The organism is Paenibacillus sp. Marseille-Q4541, assembly GCF_018310695.1.
Taxonomy (GTDB): Bacteria; Bacillota; Bacilli; order Paenibacillales; family Paenibacillaceae; genus Paenibacillus.
Genome location: NZ_JAGXCY010000029.1, coordinates 13,268 through 34,029, shown reverse-complemented (window position 1 = coordinate 34,029; position 20,762 = coordinate 13,268). Strand labels below are relative to the sequence as shown.

20 protein-coding genes and 1 other annotated feature are annotated in these 20,762 nt (G+C 43.1%); all 20 genes read right to left on the bottom strand.

The annotated features are described in order from the left end of the window. Positions 1–27 precede the first annotated feature (27 nt). On the bottom strand, positions 28–498 hold the full coding sequence (rpsG, locus tag KFT32_RS21390) for a 30S ribosomal protein S7 (protein WP_047914093.1): 471 nt from the start codon (positions 496–498) through the stop codon (positions 28–30). A gap of 109 nt (positions 499–607) precedes the next feature. Continuing rightward, positions 608–1,030, bottom strand: a complete 423-nt coding sequence (rpsL, locus tag KFT32_RS21385; protein ID WP_160036603.1) for a 30S ribosomal protein S12 — start codon at positions 1,028–1,030, stop codon at positions 608–610. Between the two features lie 145 nt (positions 1,031–1,175). After that, positions 1,176–1,427: a ribosomal L7Ae/L30e/S12e/Gadd45 family protein gene (locus tag KFT32_RS21380; RefSeq protein WP_211749515.1), complete on the bottom strand. Its 252-nt coding sequence runs from the start codon at positions 1,425–1,427 to the stop codon at positions 1,176–1,178. Positions 1,428–1,638: 211 nt separating this feature from the next. Then, the gene (gene rpoC / locus KFT32_RS21375; RefSeq protein WP_211749514.1) at positions 1,639–5,253 is read right to left on the bottom strand and encodes a DNA-directed RNA polymerase subunit beta'; all 3,615 of its coding nucleotides are present in this window, start codon (positions 5,251–5,253) and stop codon (positions 1,639–1,641) included. A 131-nt stretch (positions 5,254–5,384) separates the two neighbouring features. Continuing rightward, on the bottom strand, positions 5,385–8,936 hold the full coding sequence (rpoB, locus tag KFT32_RS21370) for a DNA-directed RNA polymerase subunit beta (RefSeq protein WP_211749513.1): 3,552 nt from the start codon (positions 8,934–8,936) through the stop codon (positions 5,385–5,387). A gap of 426 nt (positions 8,937–9,362) precedes the next feature. After that, a complete protein-coding gene (locus KFT32_RS21365; RefSeq protein ID WP_211749512.1) occupies positions 9,363–9,962 on the bottom strand; it encodes a class I SAM-dependent methyltransferase in 600 nt (199 codons plus the stop codon). A 156-nt stretch (positions 9,963–10,118) separates the two neighbouring features. Next, a complete protein-coding gene (gene rplL / locus KFT32_RS21360) occupies positions 10,119–10,484 on the bottom strand; it encodes a 50S ribosomal protein L7/L12 (RefSeq protein WP_160036598.1) in 366 nt (121 codons plus the stop codon). A gap of 55 nt (positions 10,485–10,539) precedes the next feature. Next, positions 10,540–11,043 carry a 50S ribosomal protein L10 gene (gene rplJ, locus KFT32_RS21355; protein ID WP_249436041.1) on the bottom strand — a complete coding sequence of 168 codons (504 nt, stop codon included), beginning with the start codon at positions 11,041–11,043 and terminating at the stop codon, positions 10,540–10,542. 159 nt (positions 11,044–11,202) lie between these two features. After that, positions 11,203–11,352 (bottom strand) — a sequence feature (ribosomal protein L10 leader region). A 72-nt stretch (positions 11,353–11,424) separates the two neighbouring features. Beyond that, the gene (rplA, locus tag KFT32_RS21350; protein ID WP_211749510.1) at positions 11,425–12,117 is read right to left on the bottom strand and encodes a 50S ribosomal protein L1; all 693 of its coding nucleotides are present in this window, start codon (positions 12,115–12,117) and stop codon (positions 11,425–11,427) included. 82 nt (positions 12,118–12,199) lie between these two features. After that, positions 12,200–12,625 (bottom strand): 50S ribosomal protein L11, encoded by a 426-nt coding sequence (gene rplK / locus KFT32_RS21345; protein ID WP_211749509.1) that lies wholly within the window; start codon positions 12,623–12,625, stop codon positions 12,200–12,202. 73 nt (positions 12,626–12,698) lie between these two features. Continuing rightward, on the bottom strand, positions 12,699–13,232 hold the full coding sequence (nusG, locus tag KFT32_RS21340; RefSeq protein WP_047914103.1) for a transcription termination/antitermination protein NusG: 534 nt from the start codon (positions 13,230–13,232) through the stop codon (positions 12,699–12,701). 22 nt (positions 13,233–13,254) lie between these two features. Continuing rightward, on the bottom strand, positions 13,255–13,446 hold the full coding sequence (gene secE / locus KFT32_RS21335) for a preprotein translocase subunit SecE (protein WP_160036594.1): 192 nt from the start codon (positions 13,444–13,446) through the stop codon (positions 13,255–13,257). A gap of 21 nt (positions 13,447–13,467) precedes the next feature. Next, positions 13,468–13,617 (bottom strand): 50S ribosomal protein L33, encoded by a 150-nt coding sequence (rpmG, locus tag KFT32_RS21330; RefSeq protein ID WP_072735843.1) that lies wholly within the window; start codon positions 13,615–13,617, stop codon positions 13,468–13,470. Positions 13,618–14,028: 411 nt separating this feature from the next. After that, the gene (gene sigH / locus KFT32_RS21325; RefSeq protein WP_211749508.1) at positions 14,029–14,673 is read right to left on the bottom strand and encodes an RNA polymerase sporulation sigma factor SigH; all 645 of its coding nucleotides are present in this window, start codon (positions 14,671–14,673) and stop codon (positions 14,029–14,031) included. 171 nt (positions 14,674–14,844) lie between these two features. Continuing rightward, positions 14,845–15,369, bottom strand: a complete 525-nt coding sequence (locus KFT32_RS21320) for an NYN domain-containing protein (protein WP_211749507.1) — start codon at positions 15,367–15,369, stop codon at positions 14,845–14,847. A 13-nt stretch (positions 15,370–15,382) separates the two neighbouring features. Continuing rightward, positions 15,383–16,123, bottom strand: coding sequence for a 23S rRNA (guanosine(2251)-2'-O)-methyltransferase RlmB (rlmB, locus tag KFT32_RS21315; RefSeq protein WP_211749506.1), 741 nt, complete (start codon positions 16,121–16,123; stop codon positions 15,383–15,385). Between the two features lie 65 nt (positions 16,124–16,188). Next, on the bottom strand, positions 16,189–16,668 hold the full coding sequence (locus tag KFT32_RS21310; RefSeq protein WP_211749505.1) for a Mini-ribonuclease 3: 480 nt from the start codon (positions 16,666–16,668) through the stop codon (positions 16,189–16,191). Further along, a complete protein-coding gene (cysS, locus tag KFT32_RS21305) occupies positions 16,665–18,062 on the bottom strand; it encodes a cysteine--tRNA ligase (protein WP_211749504.1) in 1,398 nt (465 codons plus the stop codon). Before cysS ends, KFT32_RS21310 begins: the two co-directional genes overlap by 4 nt. A gap of 46 nt (positions 18,063–18,108) precedes the next feature. Continuing rightward, complete coding sequence (cysE, locus tag KFT32_RS21300; RefSeq protein WP_211749503.1) at positions 18,109–18,792, bottom strand: serine O-acetyltransferase; 684 nt, start codon at positions 18,790–18,792, stop codon at positions 18,109–18,111. A 492-nt stretch (positions 18,793–19,284) separates the two neighbouring features. Continuing rightward, complete coding sequence (gltX, locus tag KFT32_RS21295) at positions 19,285–20,739, bottom strand: glutamate--tRNA ligase (RefSeq protein WP_211749502.1); 1,455 nt, start codon at positions 20,737–20,739, stop codon at positions 19,285–19,287. Positions 20,740–20,762: the final 23 nt, after the last annotated feature.

Below are 20,762 nucleotides of genomic sequence, written 5' to 3'. Positions count from 1 at the left end.
ATGAAGTTTATTTTTAAGACTGAAATCCTACCAACGGTAGTGAGCAAATGCTTTATTTGCTTCAGCCATTTTGTGTGTGTCTTCACGTTTCTTAACGGAAGCACCAGTGTTGTTGGAAGCGTCGATGATCTCAGCTGCCAAACGCTCTTCCATTGTTTTCTCACCGCGGCTGCGGGAGTAGTTTACAAGCCAACGTAAACCAAGGGAAGTACGTCTTTCCGGTTTAACCTCGATAGGTACTTGATAGTTAGCACCACCAACACGGCGAGCTTTAACTTCCAGAACCGGCATAATATTTTTGATAGCTGCTTCAAAGACTTCCATTGGATCTTTACCAGTACGTTCTTGAATCAGGTTGAACGCATTGTACAAGATGCTTTGAGCAACACCACGTTTTCCATCAAGCATGATGCGGTTGATCAGACGAGTAACAAGTTTGCTATTGTATACCGGATCAGGCAACACGTCTCTTTTGGTAACAGGACCTTTGCGTGGCATGGATATCCCCCTTTCTTATATGTTTATACTTTAGTTGTTGTTGTTGTTGTTCTGTGACCGATGCGTTTAAGCAATCGGCTTACTGACACTGTAAAATCATGAAATGATCTTACGCTTTTTTAGCTTTAGGACGTTTAGCACCGTATTTAGAACGAGCTTGCATCCGGTTAGCTACACCTGCTGTATCCAAAGCACCACGAACGATATGGTAACGAACCCCTGCAAGGTCTTTTACTTTACCTCCGCGAAGCAGTACAACACTGTGCTCTTGTAAGTTATGTCCGATACCCGGGATATAAGCTGTTACCTCGAGACGGTTCGTCAAACGAACACGGGCATATTTACGAAGTGCTGAGTTTGGTTTACGAGGAGTCATTGTACCTACACGAGTACAAACACCACGTTTTTGTGGAGCACTAATGTTAGTGGATTCACGTTTTAGGGCATTGTAGCCTTTTTGCAACGCTGGTGATTTAGACTTGTAGACTTTAGCTTGACGTCCTTTACGAACTAGCTGATTAATTGTTGGCATGTTGCCACCCCCTTCCTAGATTCGTCATTCTATTTATAAACCTCACTTTTTAAGTCCACAGACCCAGGCGGTTCATAAAAGAACAAATGAAAAGTTTTTGCCATATAGGAAGCTTGTGCATCCAGACAAAAACATCTTCTAAAACCTATTGTTTCACAACGGCTACCATTGCCGCTCCTACTTCGATTCCGCATGCTTTACCGAGTCGTTCCATCGTGTCGACTAATGTTAGTTTCACTTGGTATTTCTCACATAAAGCCTGGATTTTTGAAGTAATCCGCATATCAGCATCTTGTGCGACGTAAACCTCAGCAGCAAGTCCTGACTCAACCATCTTCATGGTCTGCTTGGTACCGATCTTGACATGAGCATCCTGCAAAAAGTTGTCGTTCGACATTTATCAATACCTCCGAAAAGACATGATAACATGCACTACTCACGCACCTTTGCTATATTAGCACCTAGACACATTCGTTGTCAAGAGATTCATATAATTTCTAAGCATTGGAATTGTTGCATCAGGAGCCGAATCGCTTCGGTTCCTGATGTACAATTCGGTACGCGTCAACCCTGAATCTGGTGCCTCTTAAGACATCAAAGTCTTGTTACTAGTCTACAGATACCGGTTCAAGCGCTTCTACATTCGATTCGCCATCTTCCGGTTGAGCAAATTTAACACTGCGGTAACGATTCATACCTGTACCAGCAGGGATCAATTTACCAATAATTACATTCTCTTTCAAACCAAGAAGCTGATCGACTTTACCTTTAATAGCTGCATCTGTTAAGACGCGAGTCGTTTCTTGGAATGAAGCAGCAGACAAGAAGGAATCTGTTTCAAGGGATGCTTTGGTAATACCAAGAAGAACTGGTTTTGCCACTGCAGGTTCCTTGTCGCTAAGAATTGCATCTTTATTTGCTGTTTCATATTCGTGAGTATCTACAAACGATCCTGGAAGCAGTGTAGTATCTCCTGCATCCACAATACGGATCTTACGAAGCATTTGACGAATCATAACTTCAACGTGTTTGTCGTTGATTTCTACACCTTGGTTACGATATACGCGTTGTACTTCTTGCAAGATGTAGTTTTGAACGCCACGAACACCTTTGATACGAAGCATTTCTTTCGGGTCAATAGAACCATCTGTAAGCTCGTCGCCCGCTTCAATTTCCATGCCTTCGCTTACGCGCAGACGGGATCCATAGGTAACTGCATAAGTTTTCGTTTCTGCTTCCCCTTGGATTTCAATTTCACGGCGATCTTTTGCTTCACGAATTTCTTTAACAACACCATCAATTTCACTGATTGTTGCTTGACCTTTTGGATTACGTGCCTCAAAGAGCTCTTGGATACGCGGAAGACCTTGAGTGATATCGTCTCCGGCAACACCACCGGTATGGAACGTACGCATTGTAAGCTGTGTTCCTGGTTCACCGATGGATTGTGCAGCGATAATACCCACTGCTTCACCAATCTCCACGTGTTTACCTGTTGCCAGGTTACGTCCGTAACACTTCTTGCAGACTCCATGACGTGCGCGGCAGCTAAGCACAGAACGAATCTGCAGCTTCTGAACACCTGCACCTACAATTGCTTCTGCTTTGTCTGAATCAATCAGCTCATTACGATGAGCGATAATTTCTCCAGTTTCCGGGTGACGAACGGTTTGGAAACAATATCGGCCTTCGATACGATCGTATAGATCCTCGATAACCTCTTTACCGTCTTGAATACGGCTAACCGTAAATCCTTTGTCAGTACCACAGTCATCTTCACGAACGATAACGTCCTGTGCAACGTCTACTAGACGACGAGTCAAGTAACCGGAGTCAGCTGTACGAAGCGCTGTATCGGCAAGACCTTTACGCGCACCGTGAGTGGAAAGGAAGTACTCGAGTACTGTCAGACCTTCACGGAAGTTCGATTTGATTGGGAGCTCGATAATACGTCCTGATGGGTTGGCCATCAATCCACGCATACCGCCCAACTGTGTAATCTGTGATTTGTTACCACGGGCTTTGGAATCCACCATGAGCATAATGGAGTTAAAGCGATCCATTGATTTCATGAGAATTTCAGTAATATCATCTTTTGCTTTGGACCAGATATCAATTACACGGTCATAACGTTCTTCGTTGGTGATAAGTCCACGACGATACTGGTTGGTAACGACAGCAACTTTCTCATCAGATACACGAAGAATCTCATACTTCGCTTCTGGAATAATAACGTCAGATACACCAACGGTAACACCAGCACGAGTGGAGTACGTGAAGCCGAGTTGTTTGATTTTGTCCAAAATAACAGACGTTCTTGTTGTATGATAAACCTCAAAACAACGTGCAATGATGTGGCCAAGATACTCTTTACCTACACCATTAGCTTGAGGTGCATTCATAATCGCTTCTTGTAGATCTGCACCTTTCTCATATACAAAAGAATGCTCAGGTGTACCTTGGAAAAGGTTCGCACGAGTCGCATCATTAATATAAGGGAAGCTGCTCGGGAAAATTTCATTAAAGATAATTTTACCCACAGTAGTAATCATCATTGCTTCTTGTTGTTTCTCAGTAAAACTCGTTTTGTTCAGAGCTTTAACCGGAATAGCAACACGAGCATGAAGCCCAGCTGATCCACGTTGGTAAGCAGAAACTGCCTCGTTAACCGTACGCAAGATCATACCTGTTCCTTTTTCCTCTTTATTATCCATAGTCAGATAGAAAGATCCAAGGACCATATCCTGAGACGGTGTTACAACTGGTTTACCATCTTTAGGGTTCAAGATGTTACCTGCTGCAAGCATCAAGAGACGCGCTTCAGCTTGCGCTTCGGCAGACAAAGGTACGTGAACGGCCATTTGGTCACCGTCAAAGTCGGCATTGTAAGCCGTACATACGAGCGGGTGCAAACGGATTGCTTTACCTTCCACAAGAATCGGCTCAAACGCTTGAATTCCGAGTCTGTGAAGAGTTGGAGCACGGTTTAGTAGTACTGGATGTTCTTTAATTACTTCTTCAAGAACGTCCCATACTTCCGGACTCACACGTTCTACTTTGCGTTTAGCACTCTTAATATTGTGAGCAAGACCTTTGTTTACAAGTTCTTTCATAACAAAAGGTTTGAACAATTCAAGTGCCATGTCTTTTGGAAGACCGCATTGATACATTTTCAGGTAAGGACCTACGACGATAACGGAACGACCAGAATAGTCAACCCGTTTACCGAGCAAGTTCTGACGGAAACGACCTTGTTTACCTTTCAGCATATGGCTGAGAGATTTCAAAGGACGGTTACCAGGACCTGTTACCGGACGACCACGACGTCCATTATCGATAAGAGCATCAACTGCTTCTTGAAGCATCCGTTTTTCGTTTTGAACGATAATATCAGGTGCACCAAGATCCAAGAGACGTTTCAAGCGGTTATTACGGTTAATAACACGGCGGTACAGATCATTCAAGTCAGACGTCGCAAAACGTCCACCATCCAGCTGAACCATTGGACGAAGCTCAGGAGGAATGACAGGAAGTACATCCATGATCATCCAGTCCGGCTTGTTGCCAGAGTTACGGAAAGCTTCAATTACTTCAAGGCGTTTGATCGCACGATTACGACGTTGTCCTTGAGCAGTACGAAGCTCTTCTTTCAGAAATTCAAGTTCTTTTTCAATATCAAGATCTTGAAGTAGTTTTTTTACTGCTTCTGCACCCATGCCTGCGTGGAATCCGTAACCATATTTTTCACGGTAGCTACGATATTCTTTCTCGGACAAAAGCTGTTTTCTTTCCAGTGGAGTCTCACCTGGATCAGTAACAACATAGGATGCAAAATAAATGATCTCTTCCAGAGATCTCGGAGACATATCAAGAGCCAGACCCATACGGCTCGGAATGCCTTTGAAATACCAGATATGTGAAACCGGAGCTGCCAATTCGATATGTCCCATGCGCTCACGACGCACTTTAGCACGAGTTACTTCAACGCCACAACGGTCACAAACTACGCCTTTATAACGTACACGTTTGTATTTACCGCAATGACATTCCCAGTCCTTAGTAGGACCGAAAATTTTCTCGCAGAACAAACCTTCTTTTTCCGGCTTCAACGTACGATAGTTAATCGTCTCCGGCTTTTTCACTTCTCCGCGGGACCAAGAGCGAATTTTTTCCGGGGATGCGAGCCCGATTTTCATATATTCGAAATTGTTTACGTCCAACAAGGAGCAACCCTCCTTAACCAAGTCCTAAATTCTAGGTTCTTACCCCTTCGAAAGAGGTCACAAAGTACCTCCGAAGGGGTGTAAGAGCCTGATGAAAATTCCGGTATTGAGACAAATGACTTTCTAATGAATTATTCTACGCCTACTTCTGAACCTTCAAGATTGAGGCTCAGTTTATCGCCAGTAGCATCATCATCGTCATCTGATTCTTTCAAATCAATTTCTTCTTCGTCTTTAGTGAGCATCTTAACGTCCATACCAAGGCTCTGAAGCTCTTTAATAAGAACTTTAAAGGACTCAGGAATACCCGGTTCTGGAACATTCTCACCTTTAACGATAGATTCGTAAGTTTTCACACGGCCAACCACGTCATCCGATTTAACAGTAAGGATCTCTTGAAGCGTGTAGGCTGCACCATATGCTTCAAGCGCCCATACTTCCATCTCCCCGAAACGTTGTCCACCGAACTGAGCTTTACCACCCAGCGGCTGTTGAGTAACGAGAGAGTAAGGACCTGTGGAACGTGCATGGATCTTATCGTCAACCATGTGAGCAAGTTTGATCATGTGCATGACACCAACAGTAACTTCACGTTCAAAACGATCACCAGTACGGCCATCATATAGAACTGTTTTACCATTACGTTGCATTCCTGCTTCTTCCATCGTATCAAATACATCATGCTCTGTTGCACCGTCAAATACCGGTGTAGCGACATGAATACCAAGTTGCATCGCTGCCATACCCAAGTGAACTTCGAGAACCTGACCGATGTTCATACGAGATGGTACACCCAGTGGGTTAAGAACAACTTGAACCGGCGTTCCGTCTGGAAGGAACGGCATATCTTCTTCTGGAAGAATACGGGCCACGACCCCTTTGTTACCGTGACGTCCGGCCATTTTATCACCCTCGGAAATTTTCCGTTTTTGAGCGATATAGACACGAACAAGTTGGTTAACGCCAGGAGGCAACTCGTCGCCATTCTCACGAGTAAACACCTTCACATCTACTACAATCCCGTCGGTACCGTGAGGTACTCTAAGGGAAGTATCACGAACTTCACGAGCCTTCTCACCAAAGATGGCATGAAGGAGACGCTCTTCCGCTGTAAGTTCAGTTACCCCTTTAGGTGTAACTTTACCTACCAAGATGTCACCAGCAGCAATTTCAGCACCGATGCGGATAATACCACGTTCGTCTAGGTTACGAAGTGCTTCTTCCCCCACATTCGGGATATCGCGTGTGATTTCTTCTGGTCCAAGTTTCGTATCACGAGCTTCGGACTCATACTCCTCGATATGGATTGATGTATATACATCTTCCTTCACGAGTTTCTCACTAAGAAGGATAGCATCCTCATAGTTGTAACCTTCCCAAGTCATGAAGGCAACGACAACGTTACGACCAAGCGCAAGTTCTCCCATCTCAGTAGATGGACCATCGGCCAAAATGTCACCGACCTTAACGCGATCACCAATTTTTGCAATTGGACGTTGGTTAATGCATGTTCCTTGGTTCGAACGCATAAATTTGTGTAATTTATGTTTAACAACGTCACCTTTAACTTCTTTACCGTCTACCACTTCAATTTTGCGAACCCAAATTTCATTGGCAGAAGATCTCTCAATAATCCCGTCATGTTTGGATACAATACATACACCGGAATCTTTTGCAGATTTATGTTCCATTCCTGTACCTACAAGTGGTGCTTTAGGAATTAGAAGAGGAACAGCCTGCCGCTGCATGTTAGATCCCATGAGCGCACGGTTGGAGTCATCGTTCTCAAGGAACGGAATGAGTGCCGTTGCTACGGAAACTACTTGTTTAGGTGATACGTCCATATAGTCAACTCGACTATTAGGCATCGTCGTAATGTTATCGGACTGTTTGTTATAACGTACAACAACCATATCCTCGGCAAATGTACCGTCATCATTCAACTTCGCATTCGCTTGAGCGATAACATAGTTATCTTCCTCATCAGCAGTAACGTAGCGAACTTGATCAGTAACTTGACCTGTCTTAGGATCTACCCAGCGGTAAGGAGCTTCAATGAATCCATACTCATTAACACGAGCAAAGGTCGACAAGGAGTTAATCAAACCAATGTTTGGACCCTCTGGAGTTTCAATTGGACACATACGGCCATAGTGAGATGGATGTACGTCACGCACTTCAAAGCCAGCGCGTTCACGTGTCAAACCACCCGGTCCGAGTGCAGACAAACGACGTTTGTGAGTAAGTTCTCCCAGTGGATTCGTTTGGTCCATAAATTGAGACAATTGGGAACTACCAAAGAACTCTTTAATCGATGCAATTACAGGACGAATGTTAATGAGCGCTTGTGGCGTGATTACATTCGCATCCTGGATGGACATTCTTTCACGAACCACACGTTCCATACGAGAAAGACCGATACGGAATTGATTCTGCAAAAGTTCACCTACGGAACGTAGACGACGGTTACCCAGATGATCGATATCATCCGTATCGCCAATGCCATGCAGCAAGTTAAGGAAGTAACTGATGGAAGAGATAATATCTGCTGGAGTAATATTCTTCACAGATTTATCAACATTGCTGTTTGCAATCAACTTCACAACTTTTCCATCTTCTGTTGGTGAAAACACATCGATCGTTTGAACAGGAATATCATTAGCATCGAGTACACCGTTCGCTACATGATAAGTACGTGTTCCAACTCCGTTTTCACTCTCAAGTGAAGGAAGAATCTCATCAAGCAAACGACGGTCAACAACTTGACCTGCTTCTGCAATAATTTCACCTGTAGAGGCGTCAATTAGAGACTCAGCAAGACGTTGATTGAACAAGCGGTTCTTGATATGAAGCTTTTTGTTAATTTTGTAACGACCTACATTAGCCAGGTCATAACGTTTTGGATCAAAGAAGCGAGCTACGAGCAAGCTTTTTGCATTATCCAATGTTGGTGGTTCGCCCGGACGAAGACGCTCATAAATTTCGATCAGCGCTTTTTCTGTCGAATCCGTGTTGTCTTTATCCAGCGTATTCCGAATATACTCGTCGTTACCAAGCAGGTCCAAAATTTCTGCATCTGTACCGAAACCAAGCGATCTTAGTAGTACAGTAACAGGAATTTTACGAGTACGGTCGATCCGAACATAAATAATATCCTTCGCGTCCATCTCAAGTTCCAGCCATGCTCCACGGTTCGGAATCACTGTTGCGGTATAAGATTTCTTTGCATTCTTATCTATTTTAGTGCTGAAATAGACGCTAGGGGAGCGAACCAACTGGCTGACAATAACCCGTTCCGCACCGTTAATGATAAACGTGCCTGTTTCGGTCATCAGCGGGAAATCCCCCATGAATACTTCCTGCTCTTTGACTTCGCCCGTTTCCTTATTAATGAGCCGGACTTTAACCCGAAGTGGTGCGGCATAAGTAACGTCGCGTTCCTTCGCGTCGTCTACCGTATATTTCGGTTCACCGAGACTGTAGTCGATAAATTCCAATACCAAATTACCGGTAAAATCCTGAATAGGCGAGATGTCCTGGAACATTTCGCGCAAACCTTCCTCCAAAAACCATTCGTAAGATTTTTGTTGGATTTCTATCAGGTTCGGAATTTCGAGTATCTCGTTAATTCGTGCATAACTGCGCCGAGTGCGTCGACCATACTGAACAAGATGTCCTGCCAACTTAAACTCACCCCTCAATGTCTACTCACTTTTAAAAATTTCGTTGCGAACCTCTGTTTGTAACCTTATAATGGAACTCATAACAGGATTAACTGAAAACAGAGATTGCATATCCACAAATAAAGAAAAGCCCTTACTCGAATTTTTTTTCGATAAAAGAGCAACTTAATTAGTGGATGTCCTCTTCATCCCAGAAAAACCCACTTACATATAGTTTGCCCAAAATGTACATATTATACGCCGATCCGCATAGAAATATGCCAAAAACAGCGAAAAAAAAGATTGACATTTTTACAAACTAAAGCTAAGTAGGGCATCTTAATACTGACATTCACTAAGAATACCACAACTGAATTTACAAGTCAATAGTCCTATTGCATTTTTTATTGCAATCATCGTATACTATCAGCTACTATTAAATCTCAGTTATTTCTCCGCTCTGAATATCCGATATCCTTTATCTTTCGTAACTTCTTCTACATATTTAAACATAGACTCCAGCTTTTCTTTTGCTGAAGGTGCACCCTGTTTCTTCTGAATTACAATCCACAGCGAACCTCCAACTGTAAGATGCTCATAAGCCTGTTCAAAAATAGAATGAACTATATCTTTTCCTGCTCGAATTGGTGGATTCGTTAGTATCACGTCAAACACCTGATTACGAACTACCTCAAGACGATCACTCTGTTTAATAACTGTGTTGCTGCTCACTTGGTTTTGAATGGCATTATGTCTCGCCAGTTCAACAGCTCTCTCATTAATATCGATCATTGTCACAATAGATTCCGGAGCAAGTTTCGCAGCCGTAATTCCAATGGGACCATACCCACATCCAACATCAAGAACTGCTTTGGCACCCGTCAAATCCATTGCATCTATAAGGACCCGACTACCATAATCCACACCATTCTTCGAAAAAACTCCCGCATCACTTGTTAGCTTCAGCGAAAAACCTCTCAAGTCCGCTGTAAGTGTCTGCTTATTATGAGCAGTTTCAGGTTTACTGGAATAGTAGTGATCGGACATGGTACAACACCCCTTCTCTACAAGTGCATTGGCTGTAATAAAGATACTTATTATCTTCATTTATTTCCAATCATGTCCCTTCATAACAACAAACCCCTTGATTGGTTCAAGGGGTTTGTATGTTAATCTCCTATTCACTTAAGAAAGTGAAATGGACTATTTCAATTCAACAGAAGCGCCAACTTCTTCAAGTTTAGCTTTAACTGTTTCTGCTTCTTCTTTGCTTACTTTTTCTTTCAAAGCTTTTGGAGCGTTATCTACTACTTCTTTAGCTTCTTTCAAGCCAAGACCAGTGATTTCGCGAACTGCTTTGATTACGTTGATTTTGGAAGCACCAGCAGATGTAAGGATTACATCAAATTCTGTTTGCTCAGCAGCTTCAGCACCGCCAGCAGCGCCGCCCATAACAGCTACAGGAGCTGCTGCAGTTACGCCAAATTCTTCTTCGATTGCTTTAACAAGATCGTTCAGTTCCAATACAGTCATACCTTTAATTGCTTCCAAGATTTGCTCTTTACTCATGGTTGAACCTCCATTATTTTAATTAGTATTTTATACTGCTTGTTTATTCAAAAAATTAAGCGCCTTGCTCTTCTTTTTCGCCGACTGCTTTAACCGCAAGGGCGAAGTTGCGTACAGGTGCTTGAAGCACGCTGAGGAGCATGGAAAGAAGACCTTCGCGTGAAGGAAGTTCTGCCAGTGCTTGAATTTCTTCAACACTAACTACGCGACCTTCAACTACCCCACCTTTAATTTTCAATGCATCGTTTTTCTTAGCGAAGTCATTCAAAATTTTAGCTGGAGCAACAACATCCTCTACGCTGAACGCAATTGCAGTAGGGCCAGTAAGAACTTCATCAAGTTCAGTCAGCTCAGCATCTGCAGTTGCACGGCGAAGCAATGTGTTCTTCAGTACTTGGAATTCGATTCCCGCTTCACGAAGCTGTTTACGCAGCTCAGTTACTTGGGAAACGTTTAGACCACGGTAGTCAGCTACTACAGTAGTTGCGCTTTCGCGCAATTTAGCTGTTACAACATCAACCGCTTCTTGTTTTGCTTGGATCACTTTAGCGTTTGCCAAATTGTACACCTCCTGATAGATTTCTTGCAGCTTAGTCAAATGGCCAACCTGCATCCAGTCCCCTCTGAAAATCAAAGGATACGAACTGTGAAAACCGCTATTCGCGGAAGATTTTCCGTAAGATATGTGAGTCTGAACACATTACGCATCCAGCTTCATTTATCCATAAGAAAAGCCTCCGTAGAATCACGAAGGCTTGATAAAGTCATATTGAGCAAAACACTCAAATGAAACGTTCTATCATCACACCTCGGTAGGAAATTAAGCCATTACAGCACCTACTGTCTACGGTAAGCATATTCGAATTTAGTGGTCAGTCATAAGGACTAAACAACTTTTACAGAATAACAGATTCAGATAACAGAAGTCAACTGGAATTTATTATTTGAAAGAAGCTGTGCTCACGCGTGCACCAGGGCCCATTGTAGAGGACATGCTGATGTTTTTCAGGTAAACACCTTTTGCTGCTGCTGGTTTCGCACGGTTAAGTGCTTCAACCAAAGCGCTAAGGTTTTCATTCAACTGCTCAGCAGTGAAAGAAGCTTTACCGATTGGTGCGTGAATTTGTCCTGCACGATCCAGACGATACTCGATTTTACCGGCTTTGATTTCTTGAACAGCCTTAGTAACATCAAAAGTAACCGTTCCAGCTTTCGGGTTAGGCATAAGACCTTTACCACCGAGCAAACGACCCAATTTACCTACTTCACTCATCATATCAGGTGTAGCTACACAGACATCAAACTCGAACCAACCTTGTTGGATTTTTGTGATCATATCTTGATCTCCAACGTAGTCTGCTCCAGCTGCTTCCGCCTCTTTCGCTTTTTCACCTTTTGCAAATACCAATACGCGTTGTGTTTTACCTGTACCATGTGGCAAGACAACAACACCACGAACGGCTTGGTCTTGTTTACGAGGGTCTACGCCCAAACGTACTGCAACTTCAACAGTTTCGTCGAATTTCGCAGTAGCTGCCTTTTTGACAAGCTCTACAGCTTCCAAAGGCTCGTAGCTAGCTTCGCTGTCAATCAGCTTAGCAGCTTCAACATATTTCTTACCATGTTTAGCCATGTTTTTTTCCTCCTTTGTGGTTTTAACGGATATACCTCCCACAACACGGGCTGCGAATCAACCCGTGTACGAACACTTGAAATTAGTCTTCGATGGTGATACCCATGCTGCGAGCAGTACCTTCTACCATGCGCATTGCGGACTCAACGTTCGCAGCGTTTAGGTCAGGCATTTTTTGCTCAGCGATTTGACGAACAGCGTCACGTTTTACAGTTGCGACTTTTTTCTTGTTCGGTTCACCGGATCCTTTTTCAAGTTTAGCAGCTACTTTAAGCAGAACTGCTGCCGGTGGAGTTTTGGTGATGAAAGTGAAAGAACGATCTTCAAACACCGTAATTTCAACTGGAATAATCAAACCTGCTTGATCAGCAGTACGAGCATTAAATTCTTTACAGAATGCCATGATGTTGACACCTGCTTGACCCAATGCTGGACCTACTGGTGGTGCTGGGTTTGCTTTACCTGCAGGAATTTGCAGTTTTACCATTTTAATTACCTTTTTGGCCATGTAAGACACCTCCTTGCATCAATAGTGGTTAGCGAGCATAAAGCCCTCCCACAGAAACCATTAAGCTTGCGCTCTATAATTTCTCCACTTGAGTGTAATCCAGCTCAAGCGGGGTTTCCCGTCCAAACATGTTGACGTGAACTTTCAACTTACTCTTCTCAGCCAATATTTCTTCCACGGAGCCCACAAAATTCGCAAAAGGACCAACTTTAATTCGTACGGATTCCTTAATATCGAATTCAATCTTCGGTTTCGGCTCCACAACACCCATATGCTTCAGAATCTGTTCGACTTCATCTGGCAATAGTGGCGTGGGCTTCGAACCTGATCCTGTTGAACCAACAAAACCAGTAACTCCAGGCGTGTTGCGAACAACATACCAAGAATCATCAGTTTGAATCATTTCAACTAGGACATATCCGGGGTAAATTTTACGCATGACGGTTTTTTTCTTTCCGTCCTTATTTACCACTTCTTCTTCCATTGGAACAAGAACACGGAATATTTTGTCCTCCATGCCCATGGACTCTACGCGCTTTTCCAAATTGGCTTTGACTTTGTTCTCATACCCTGAATAGGTATGAACGACATACCATCTTTTTTCCATATCAAGCCACCTGGGACCCTTCTTAAATTATCGCTTCGATCACAGCGGAAATTCCGATGTCAAGCACCCAAAAATAAAGTGTAATAACTATAACCGTACCCAGTACAATAAGGGTGTAGTTAGTTAACTCTTTACGATTAGGCCAGCGAACCTTTTTAAGCTCTGCCCAGCTTTCTGAGAAAAAGGAAAACAGAGACTTGAAACTACGTTTCACGCCGACTACACCTCCAAATAACTATCTGGTTTCGCGATGAGAAGTCTGCTCGTTACAAAACTTGCAAAATTTCTTCATCTCCATGCGGTCGGGGTGATTACGCTTGTTTTTAGTCGTTGTGTAATTTCTTTGTTTGCAATTCGTACAAGCCAAAGTAATAATTACCCGCATGATGTGCACCTCCCGAAGACATCCGAACATTATCAGAGTCTCTAAATTGGTTCCTAAAAAAATAGCGCGAATTTAGGCCTACCTAAAACACTTTATCATAAGGGTATATTCATGTCAATCGAAGAATAGGCTTTAAGCATTGCCTAAAATACCCTTTTCTAGTTAGCCGTTTCAAGTCTTGTCTTTTCTCAGAAAGCTGGTTCTTGACACCTATAGCCTATCGACACAAAAGTTGATTATACATCCTGTAGAAATCAAAGCTTTTATGGCGATAGCCCGGAGCGAGCGTACAATCGAAAACGTCAATGTTTATCAGTATTAATCAATCCGCTTTTTTTAAACGCTCTTTCTCTTCTCCAACAAAAAAAGACTCGATCTAGTCTGAGTCCTTCTTCAGAAAAATGAATTATTCTAATTATCTCTTACTTCAAGATATTTCTCAAGTTTTCGTTTAACGCGTTGTAATGCATTGTCGATAGATTTCACATGACGATTGAGATCTACGGCAATTTCCTGATAAGATCTTCCATCCAGATAAAGCATAAGCACCTTACGTTCCAGGTCACTTAAAATTTCTGACATCTTATCTTCCAGGCCAACAAACTCTTCCTGGTTAATAATAAGTTCCTCCGGATCACTTACTTGTGAGCCACAAATAACATCCATCAAAGTGCGATCAGATTCTTCATCATAGATCGGTTTGTCCAGAGAAACATATGAATTCAGTGGTATATGCTTCTGACGAGTCGCTGTTTTTATAGCCGTAATGATCTGCCTTGTAATGCACAATTCGGCAAATGCTTTAAATGATGCCAGCTTGTCCCCTCTGAAATCACGTATCGCTTTGTACAGCCCAATCATTCCTTCTTGAATGATATCTTCTCTATCCGCACCAATTAAAAAGTAAGATCTTGCTTTGGCTCGTACAAAATTACGATACTTGTTGATCAAGTATTCTAGTGCCTCACTGTCGTTGTCATGAACGGCTTGGACAATATCCTCATCACTTAGGTAATCAAACTTGGACAACATGATATCTTTGAGGTCAACACTCACTAACAATCCCTCCGGCTGCAACGCAAGGACCCCGTTACCTATCAAAATATAGCCCAAGTATATATGATCATACCTTCCACCGTCAACCACACTTCGCCTAAAAAAGAAAAGAATGATATAAATGTCAAGAGATTCATAATTCCAATGTTTTACAAAAAGGAGCGTCCTGCCTCAATCTCTTCTCCAGTTTTCAAACAATTTTCTCATCTCTGGTGTCAGTTTTGAATCAATTGTATTTTTGGTTGATTTCTTCTGGTATTCATCTTTAATCTTCCGGCCAAGTTCTTTATCATTCTGTTCAAGCTCAATAAAAAGTTCACGGGCGGACAGGCGCAGCGCGCCTTGCCCGAATATGACGTGCTGCTCCACCATATCACTTGTAGCCACATAGATTTGACGCCTGCGAGAACTGAGATCACCTACAAGTCTTTCAATACACTCGTCAGCCGTCTCTTTTTCCTTGGTGAAATACACCTGTACTTTACTCTCTGTGAAAGATTTTCCTAAACCAGGTACTCTATAAGCATCAAATACTACAATAACTCTTATCCCCGAAAACCCCTGGTAATCCGCTAGCCGCATTAACAGCCTGTCCCGTGCATCCTGCAAATCGGTCCGGGCAAGGGCAGAGAGGTCTTTCCAAGCCCCTATCATGTTATAACCGTCCACGAGAAGCACATCACGGGTATCCTTCATCTCCTACTGATCCTTATGACTTTCGGGATCTAAGCACTTCGTACATAACTACGCCTGCGGCAACAGAAGCATTCAGGGAGTTGATCTGGCCTGCCATCGGCAATTTCAGAAGAACATCACATTTTTCACGTATGAGTCTTCCCATACCTTTTCCTTCATTGCCAATTACGATCGCGACGGGGCCTGTAAATACACCGTTTCCGAAAACTGACTCTTCGGCTTTCAGGTCTGTACCGACTACCCATACGCCTGCTTCCTTAAGGTCGTCAATCGTCTGTGCCAAGTTACTTACTCTAGCAACAGGAACATACTCTGCTGCACCCGCTGAAGTTTTGGAAACCGTTGCAGTTACTTGTGCAGAACGACGTTTCGGGACAATTACACCGTGAGCCCCCGTGCAGTCAGCAGTCCGCAAAATGGACCCTAGATTGTGAGGGTCTTCAATTTCATCAAGCAAAACGAGAAAAGGATCTTCTCCCTTATCCCGAGCTGCAGCAAGAAGATCTTCCACATGTGCATATTCATAAGGAGCGGCTTGAGCTACAACACCTTGATGCTGAATCCCAGGTACCATTTGATCTAGCTTTCGCTTGTCTACCTGTTGAATGATCACGCCCACCTTCTTTGCCTCAGCAAAGATGGGTAAGGTGAGATGCTTCTGAGCCTGTTCGGCAATCCATATTTTATTAATCGTTCTTCCGGAGCGCAGCGCCTCGATAACCGAGTGCTTACCGGCAATCCATTCTTCTTCCATCTTCTATATCCTCCTAGCTTCAACGTGCAAATATCAACGTTTAGAAGCTCTCTATTTCGTATAATTCACTTTTTCTTTTGTGCTACTTCGTTTTCTTTTGCCTGCTCCATACTTTGAATACCAAGTACGATAAGTTTACTTAGGCGTTCTTGATGACCGCTCGTATACAAGTATCCGATCAGACATTCAAAAGCAGTGGCATGCCTGTATTCTAGAACGTCTGCATTTTTCGGTACATTCGATTTGGCATTTCGCCCTTGTCTCACAATGTCCAATTCTTCAGGCATTAGTTCTTTTTCAATATATGACAAAATTCTACTCTGTGCTTTAGCAGATACAAAACCTGTCGCATTTTGGTGAAGATGATTCGGTCTAAGGTTGGGCTTGGACAACAAGTATTGTCTTACTGCGACCTCATACACAGCATCTCCTATATAAGCAAGAGCAATGGGGGGAATGAGCTCAGGTTTACGGGAGGGAGAGAAGGGGAACATCCACCCCTTGTCTCCTTGAACATCATTATTCACTAGCTGCTCATCACTCATTTGCGCCGCCATCTTATACCTTGCGGTGTATCTTCAATAACGATACCCATTTCAGCGAGTTCATCACGAATCTCATCAGAACGAGCCCAATCCTTTGCCTTACGAGCTTCCGCACGTTCGTGAATAAGCTTCTCGACATCAGCATGAAGTTCGTCTTTTTCTTCTGTGTATACACGAAGCACTAAGTTCATTTCTTCAAATAACGCAAGCATCGCTTCCAAATCAGCGCGGTTGACCACCTCTGTCTGAAGAAGCATATTTGCTTCATTTACCCATTCAAAAACAGCGGTAATCGCATCCGGTGTATTGAAATCATCCTGCATTTTTTCATGAAACTGATTACGAATTTCCGTAATTTTTGATTCACGCTCTTTTGAAATCGTTTCGTTAATAGTAACTGTATTCAGACGATGTTTCACATTATTAACCGCATTTGCGATCCGATCCACACTATTTTCCGCCTGAGCCATAATATCTTCACTAAAATTAAGTGGATTACGATAATGTGTCGAAAGCATGAAATATCGAATCGCTTCTCTTTTATATTCTTGACGCAAATCTTTAACAAGGATACCGTTACCAAGAGATTTCGACATTTTCTCATTATCAATTCGGATAAAACCGTTGTGCATCCAGTAGTTTGCGAGAGGCTTACCGGTTAATACTTCTGATTGTGCTACTTCACATTCATGATGAGGGAATTGTAAATCCTGTCCACCACCGTGAATATCGAGTGTATCCCCCAAAATATTGCGAGCCATAGCAGAGCACTCAATGTGCCAACCTGGACGACCTTTCCCCCAAGGGCTATCCCAGAAAATCTCCCCTGGCTTCGCTGCTTTCCATAGTACAAAATCCTGCGGATTTTCTTTGCGTTCATCGACGCCGATCCGAATACCAAACTGAAGTTCATCCAAATTCTGCTTGGATAGTTTACCGTAATCCGGGAATTTGTGAGTACGATAGTAGACATCGCCGCCTTTTTCGTAAGCGATCCCTTCATCCTCCAGCTGCTTAATAAAATCAATGATCAAATCCATATTTTCAGTTACACGAGGATTATGTGTTGCTCTTGGAATACCTAGTCCATCTAAATCTTCGTAATAAGCTTTAATGAAACGATCTGCTACTTCCGGTACCGTGGTACCTAGTTGTTCAGCCTTTTTAATCAATTTATCATCTACGTCTGTGAAGTTTACGACATAATTCACGTCATTACCAATAACCTCAAGATAACTGCGAACTACGTCGAAAAAAATCATCGGTCTTGCATTCCCGATATGAATATAATCATATACAGTCGGACCGCAAACGTACATTTTCACTTTCCCCGGTTCCTGGGGTGTAAAAGTATCTTTATGCCTTGTGAGCGTGTTATAAATTTGAAGCGTCATAAGTCACGTTCCTTTCGATCTTTTCCATCATTATATTGTACCACGTTTACGCTTTGTTACCACGAACAGCTGGTTCTTTTTCAGGACAATCCGGTTGCTGTTTAGATTTCAGCATCTTCAGTTCCTCGCGAAGTTCGTGAATCTCGAGCTGAAGCTCACGCATGGAATCAATAATCGGGTCGGGGAGCTGATGGCTTAAACGATCGATCCGTTTACCATCCCGTTTTACTATGCGACCGGGAATACCTACTACCGTGCTGTTAGGCGGAATTTCTTTTAATACAACCGAGTTAGCACCAATATTGCTATAATCCCCCACTTTAAAAGAACCAAGTACTTTAGATCCGGAAGAAATAACGACATTATTCCCGATTGTGGGATGCCTTTTCCCTTTTTCTTTACCTGTTCCCCCTAAAGTCACTCCCTGGTAAATGACGACATCGTCACCAATTTCGCAAGTTTCTCCGATGACCACACCCATGCCATGATCTATAAAGAGCCTCTCTCCAATGGTGGCACCAGGGTGAATTTCAATACCTGTTGTAAAACGACTCGCTTGTGAGATGGTTCTCGCTACGGTAAACCATCCTTTACGGTAAAAACGGTGAGCCAGTCGATGAGCCCAGATCGCATGCAAGCCGGAATACGTAAAGATGACCTCAAACCAGCTTCTTGCTGCGGGATCGTTATCAAATACTGCCTGAATATCCGATTTCAGTTTTCTAAACATGTCCGTTCCCCTCTTTGGCATGATGCACCGTCTTAATTTCGAATTCCTTGCAGGTCTATGAAAAAAAACGCCTCTGCAGCCTATATAGGCTGCAGAGGCGTCATAAGTCCGCGGTTCCACTCTGCTTAGCATTTGATCTTATTTCACTTGCCATATGACAAGCCAAGAACAAATAACTATCTTGGACGTCCGGTAACGAGGACGAGACGTCGCTACCTACCTGACGTGTCCCTGCTATAACAAGGGGCCAGGTTCGGAGGCGCAGCTCCCAGGCGCATTTTCGATCGGTAGATTGTGAGATGACTTCCAGCCCAGAAGGCCCTAAGACCTTTCCTGATCATCTTCTCTGGTTCACTTTCATACCGCCTACTTCTCCTGCTCACAGCTGTTTATATTATCGATCATTCCTTATTATTTCTTATATCTTAACGAAAACAACTCCTGCTGACAAGAACAAGAATATTCCGTTTATTACTTTTATCATCTATTGTCCTACAGTCGTGCATTCAGACGAGAAAGAACTTTCTCACGGCCCAACAAGTAGATGGTAGCATTCAAATCACGACCATGCGTCTGTCCCGTAAGAGCCACACGAATTGGCATGAAAAGCTGTTTCCCTTTAAAGCCTGTTTCTTTTTGAACCTCTTTAATAAGTGCAGCCATACGTGATGCAGAGAAATCTTCTTCCACTGCCACTTTATCAGCAAAAGCACGAAGCACAACAGGAACTTGCTCTTCTTCGAGTACAGTAGCTGCATCGCCTTCAAATTCTACTTTATCTTTGAAGAATAATGCAGATAATTCCACGATATCGGAGGCAGCTGTCATTTGTTCCTGATAAAGAGCTACCAATTCCTTTGCCCAGTTTTCCTGTTCTGTTGTAAGCTCGGCAGGCAACAACTCAGCTTTTTGCAAATGCGGAATGGCAAGCTTAGCAATACGATCTGTTTCTGCATTTTTAATATAAGAATTGTTCAAATGCGCTAGCTTATGTGTATCAAATACTGCCGGAGATTTCGAAAGACGGTTCGGATCAAAGATCTTGATGAGCTCCTCCTTACTGTAAATCTCCTCTTCACCTTCCGGAGACCAGCCTAACAAGGAAATGAAGTTAAACATTGCTTCCGGCAAGTAGCCCAGCTTATCATATTGCTCAATAAATTGGATAATAGACTCATCCCGTTTACTGAGTTTCTTATGATTCTCATTCACGATCAGCGTCATGTGGCCAAAGATTGGGGGCTCCCAACCGAGTGCTTCATAGATCATTAACTGTCTCGGCGTATTAGAGATATGATCTTCACCGCGTAAAACATGCGTGATTTTCATCAAATAGTCATCTACTGCAACCGCAAAGTTATAGGTAGGAATCCCGTCTTTTTTGACAATGACGAAGTCACCGGACTCTTTGGAATTAAATGAGATCGTTCCTTTTACCATATCGTCAAAGGTATACACTCTTTCATCCGGCACACGGAAACGTACGCTTGGTACACGGCCTTCTGCTTCAAATGCCTGACGCTCTTCTTCCGTTAAATTACGGTGTTTACCAGAATAACGCGGAGTTTCTCCACGTGCTGTCTGCTCTTCTCTCTCCTGCTCTAGCTCTTCTTCAGTGCAGTAGCAGCGATAAGCGAGTCCACGGTCAATCAGATCTTGCCAATATTCACGATAAATATCGAGGCGTTCAGTTTGACGATAAGGACCATACTCCCCTGGCACGTCAACACTTTCATTCCATTCGATACCGAGCCATTTTAGGTACGTGAGCTGACTTTCTTCTCCGCCTTCAATGTTCCGTTTCACATCGGTATCTTCAATACGAATAATCAATTTTCCACCTTGGTTTCTAGCATACAAATAATTAAAAAGCGCCGTTCTTGCATTCCCGATATGTAAGTGACCTGTCGGGCTTGGCGCGTAACGCACGCGGACTTCCGTGCTCATAATATCCCCTCCGAATTGTTTAT

Coding starts and splice junctions, on each gene's coding strand:
- rpsG (WP_047914093.1), bottom strand. CDS start 498: ATGCCACGCAAAGGTCCTGTTACCAAAAGAGACGTGTTGCCTGATCCG.
- rpsL (WP_160036603.1), bottom strand. CDS start 1,030: ATGCCAACAATTAATCAGCTAGTTCGTAAAGGACGTCAAGCTAAAGTC.
- KFT32_RS21380 (WP_211749515.1), bottom strand. CDS start 1,427: ATGTCGAACGACAACTTTTTGCAGGATGCTCATGTCAAGATCGGTACC.
- KFT32_RS21365 (WP_211749512.1), bottom strand. CDS start 9,962: ATGTCCGATCACTACTATTCCAGTAAACCTGAAACTGCTCATAATAAG.
- rplL (WP_160036598.1), bottom strand. CDS start 10,484: ATGAGTAAAGAGCAAATCTTGGAAGCAATTAAAGGTATGACTGTATTG.
- rplA (WP_211749510.1), bottom strand. CDS start 12,117: ATGGCTAAACATGGTAAGAAATATGTTGAAGCTGCTAAGCTGATTGAC.
- rplK (WP_211749509.1), bottom strand. CDS start 12,625: ATGGCCAAAAAGGTAATTAAAATGGTAAAACTGCAAATTCCTGCAGGT.
- nusG (WP_047914103.1), bottom strand. CDS start 13,232: ATGGAAAAAAGATGGTATGTCGTTCATACCTATTCAGGGTATGAGAAC.
- rpmG (WP_072735843.1), bottom strand. CDS start 13,617: ATGCGGGTAATTATTACTTTGGCTTGTACGAATTGCAAACAAAGAAAT.
- KFT32_RS21320 (WP_211749507.1), bottom strand. CDS start 15,369: ATGAAGGATACCCGTGATGTGCTTCTCGTGGACGGTTATAACATGATA.
- rlmB (WP_211749506.1), bottom strand. CDS start 16,123: ATGGAAGAAGAATGGATTGCCGGTAAGCACTCGGTTATCGAGGCGCTG.
- KFT32_RS21310 (WP_211749505.1), bottom strand. CDS start 16,668: ATGAGTGATGAGCAGCTAGTGAATAATGATGTTCAAGGAGACAAGGGG.
- cysS (WP_211749504.1), bottom strand. CDS start 18,062: ATGACGCTTCAAATTTATAACACGCTCACAAGGCATAAAGATACTTTT.
- cysE (WP_211749503.1), bottom strand. CDS start 18,792: ATGTTTAGAAAACTGAAATCGGATATTCAGGCAGTATTTGATAACGAT.
- gltX (WP_211749502.1), bottom strand. CDS start 20,739: ATGAGCACGGAAGTCCGCGTGCGTTACGCGCCAAGCCCGACAGGTCAC.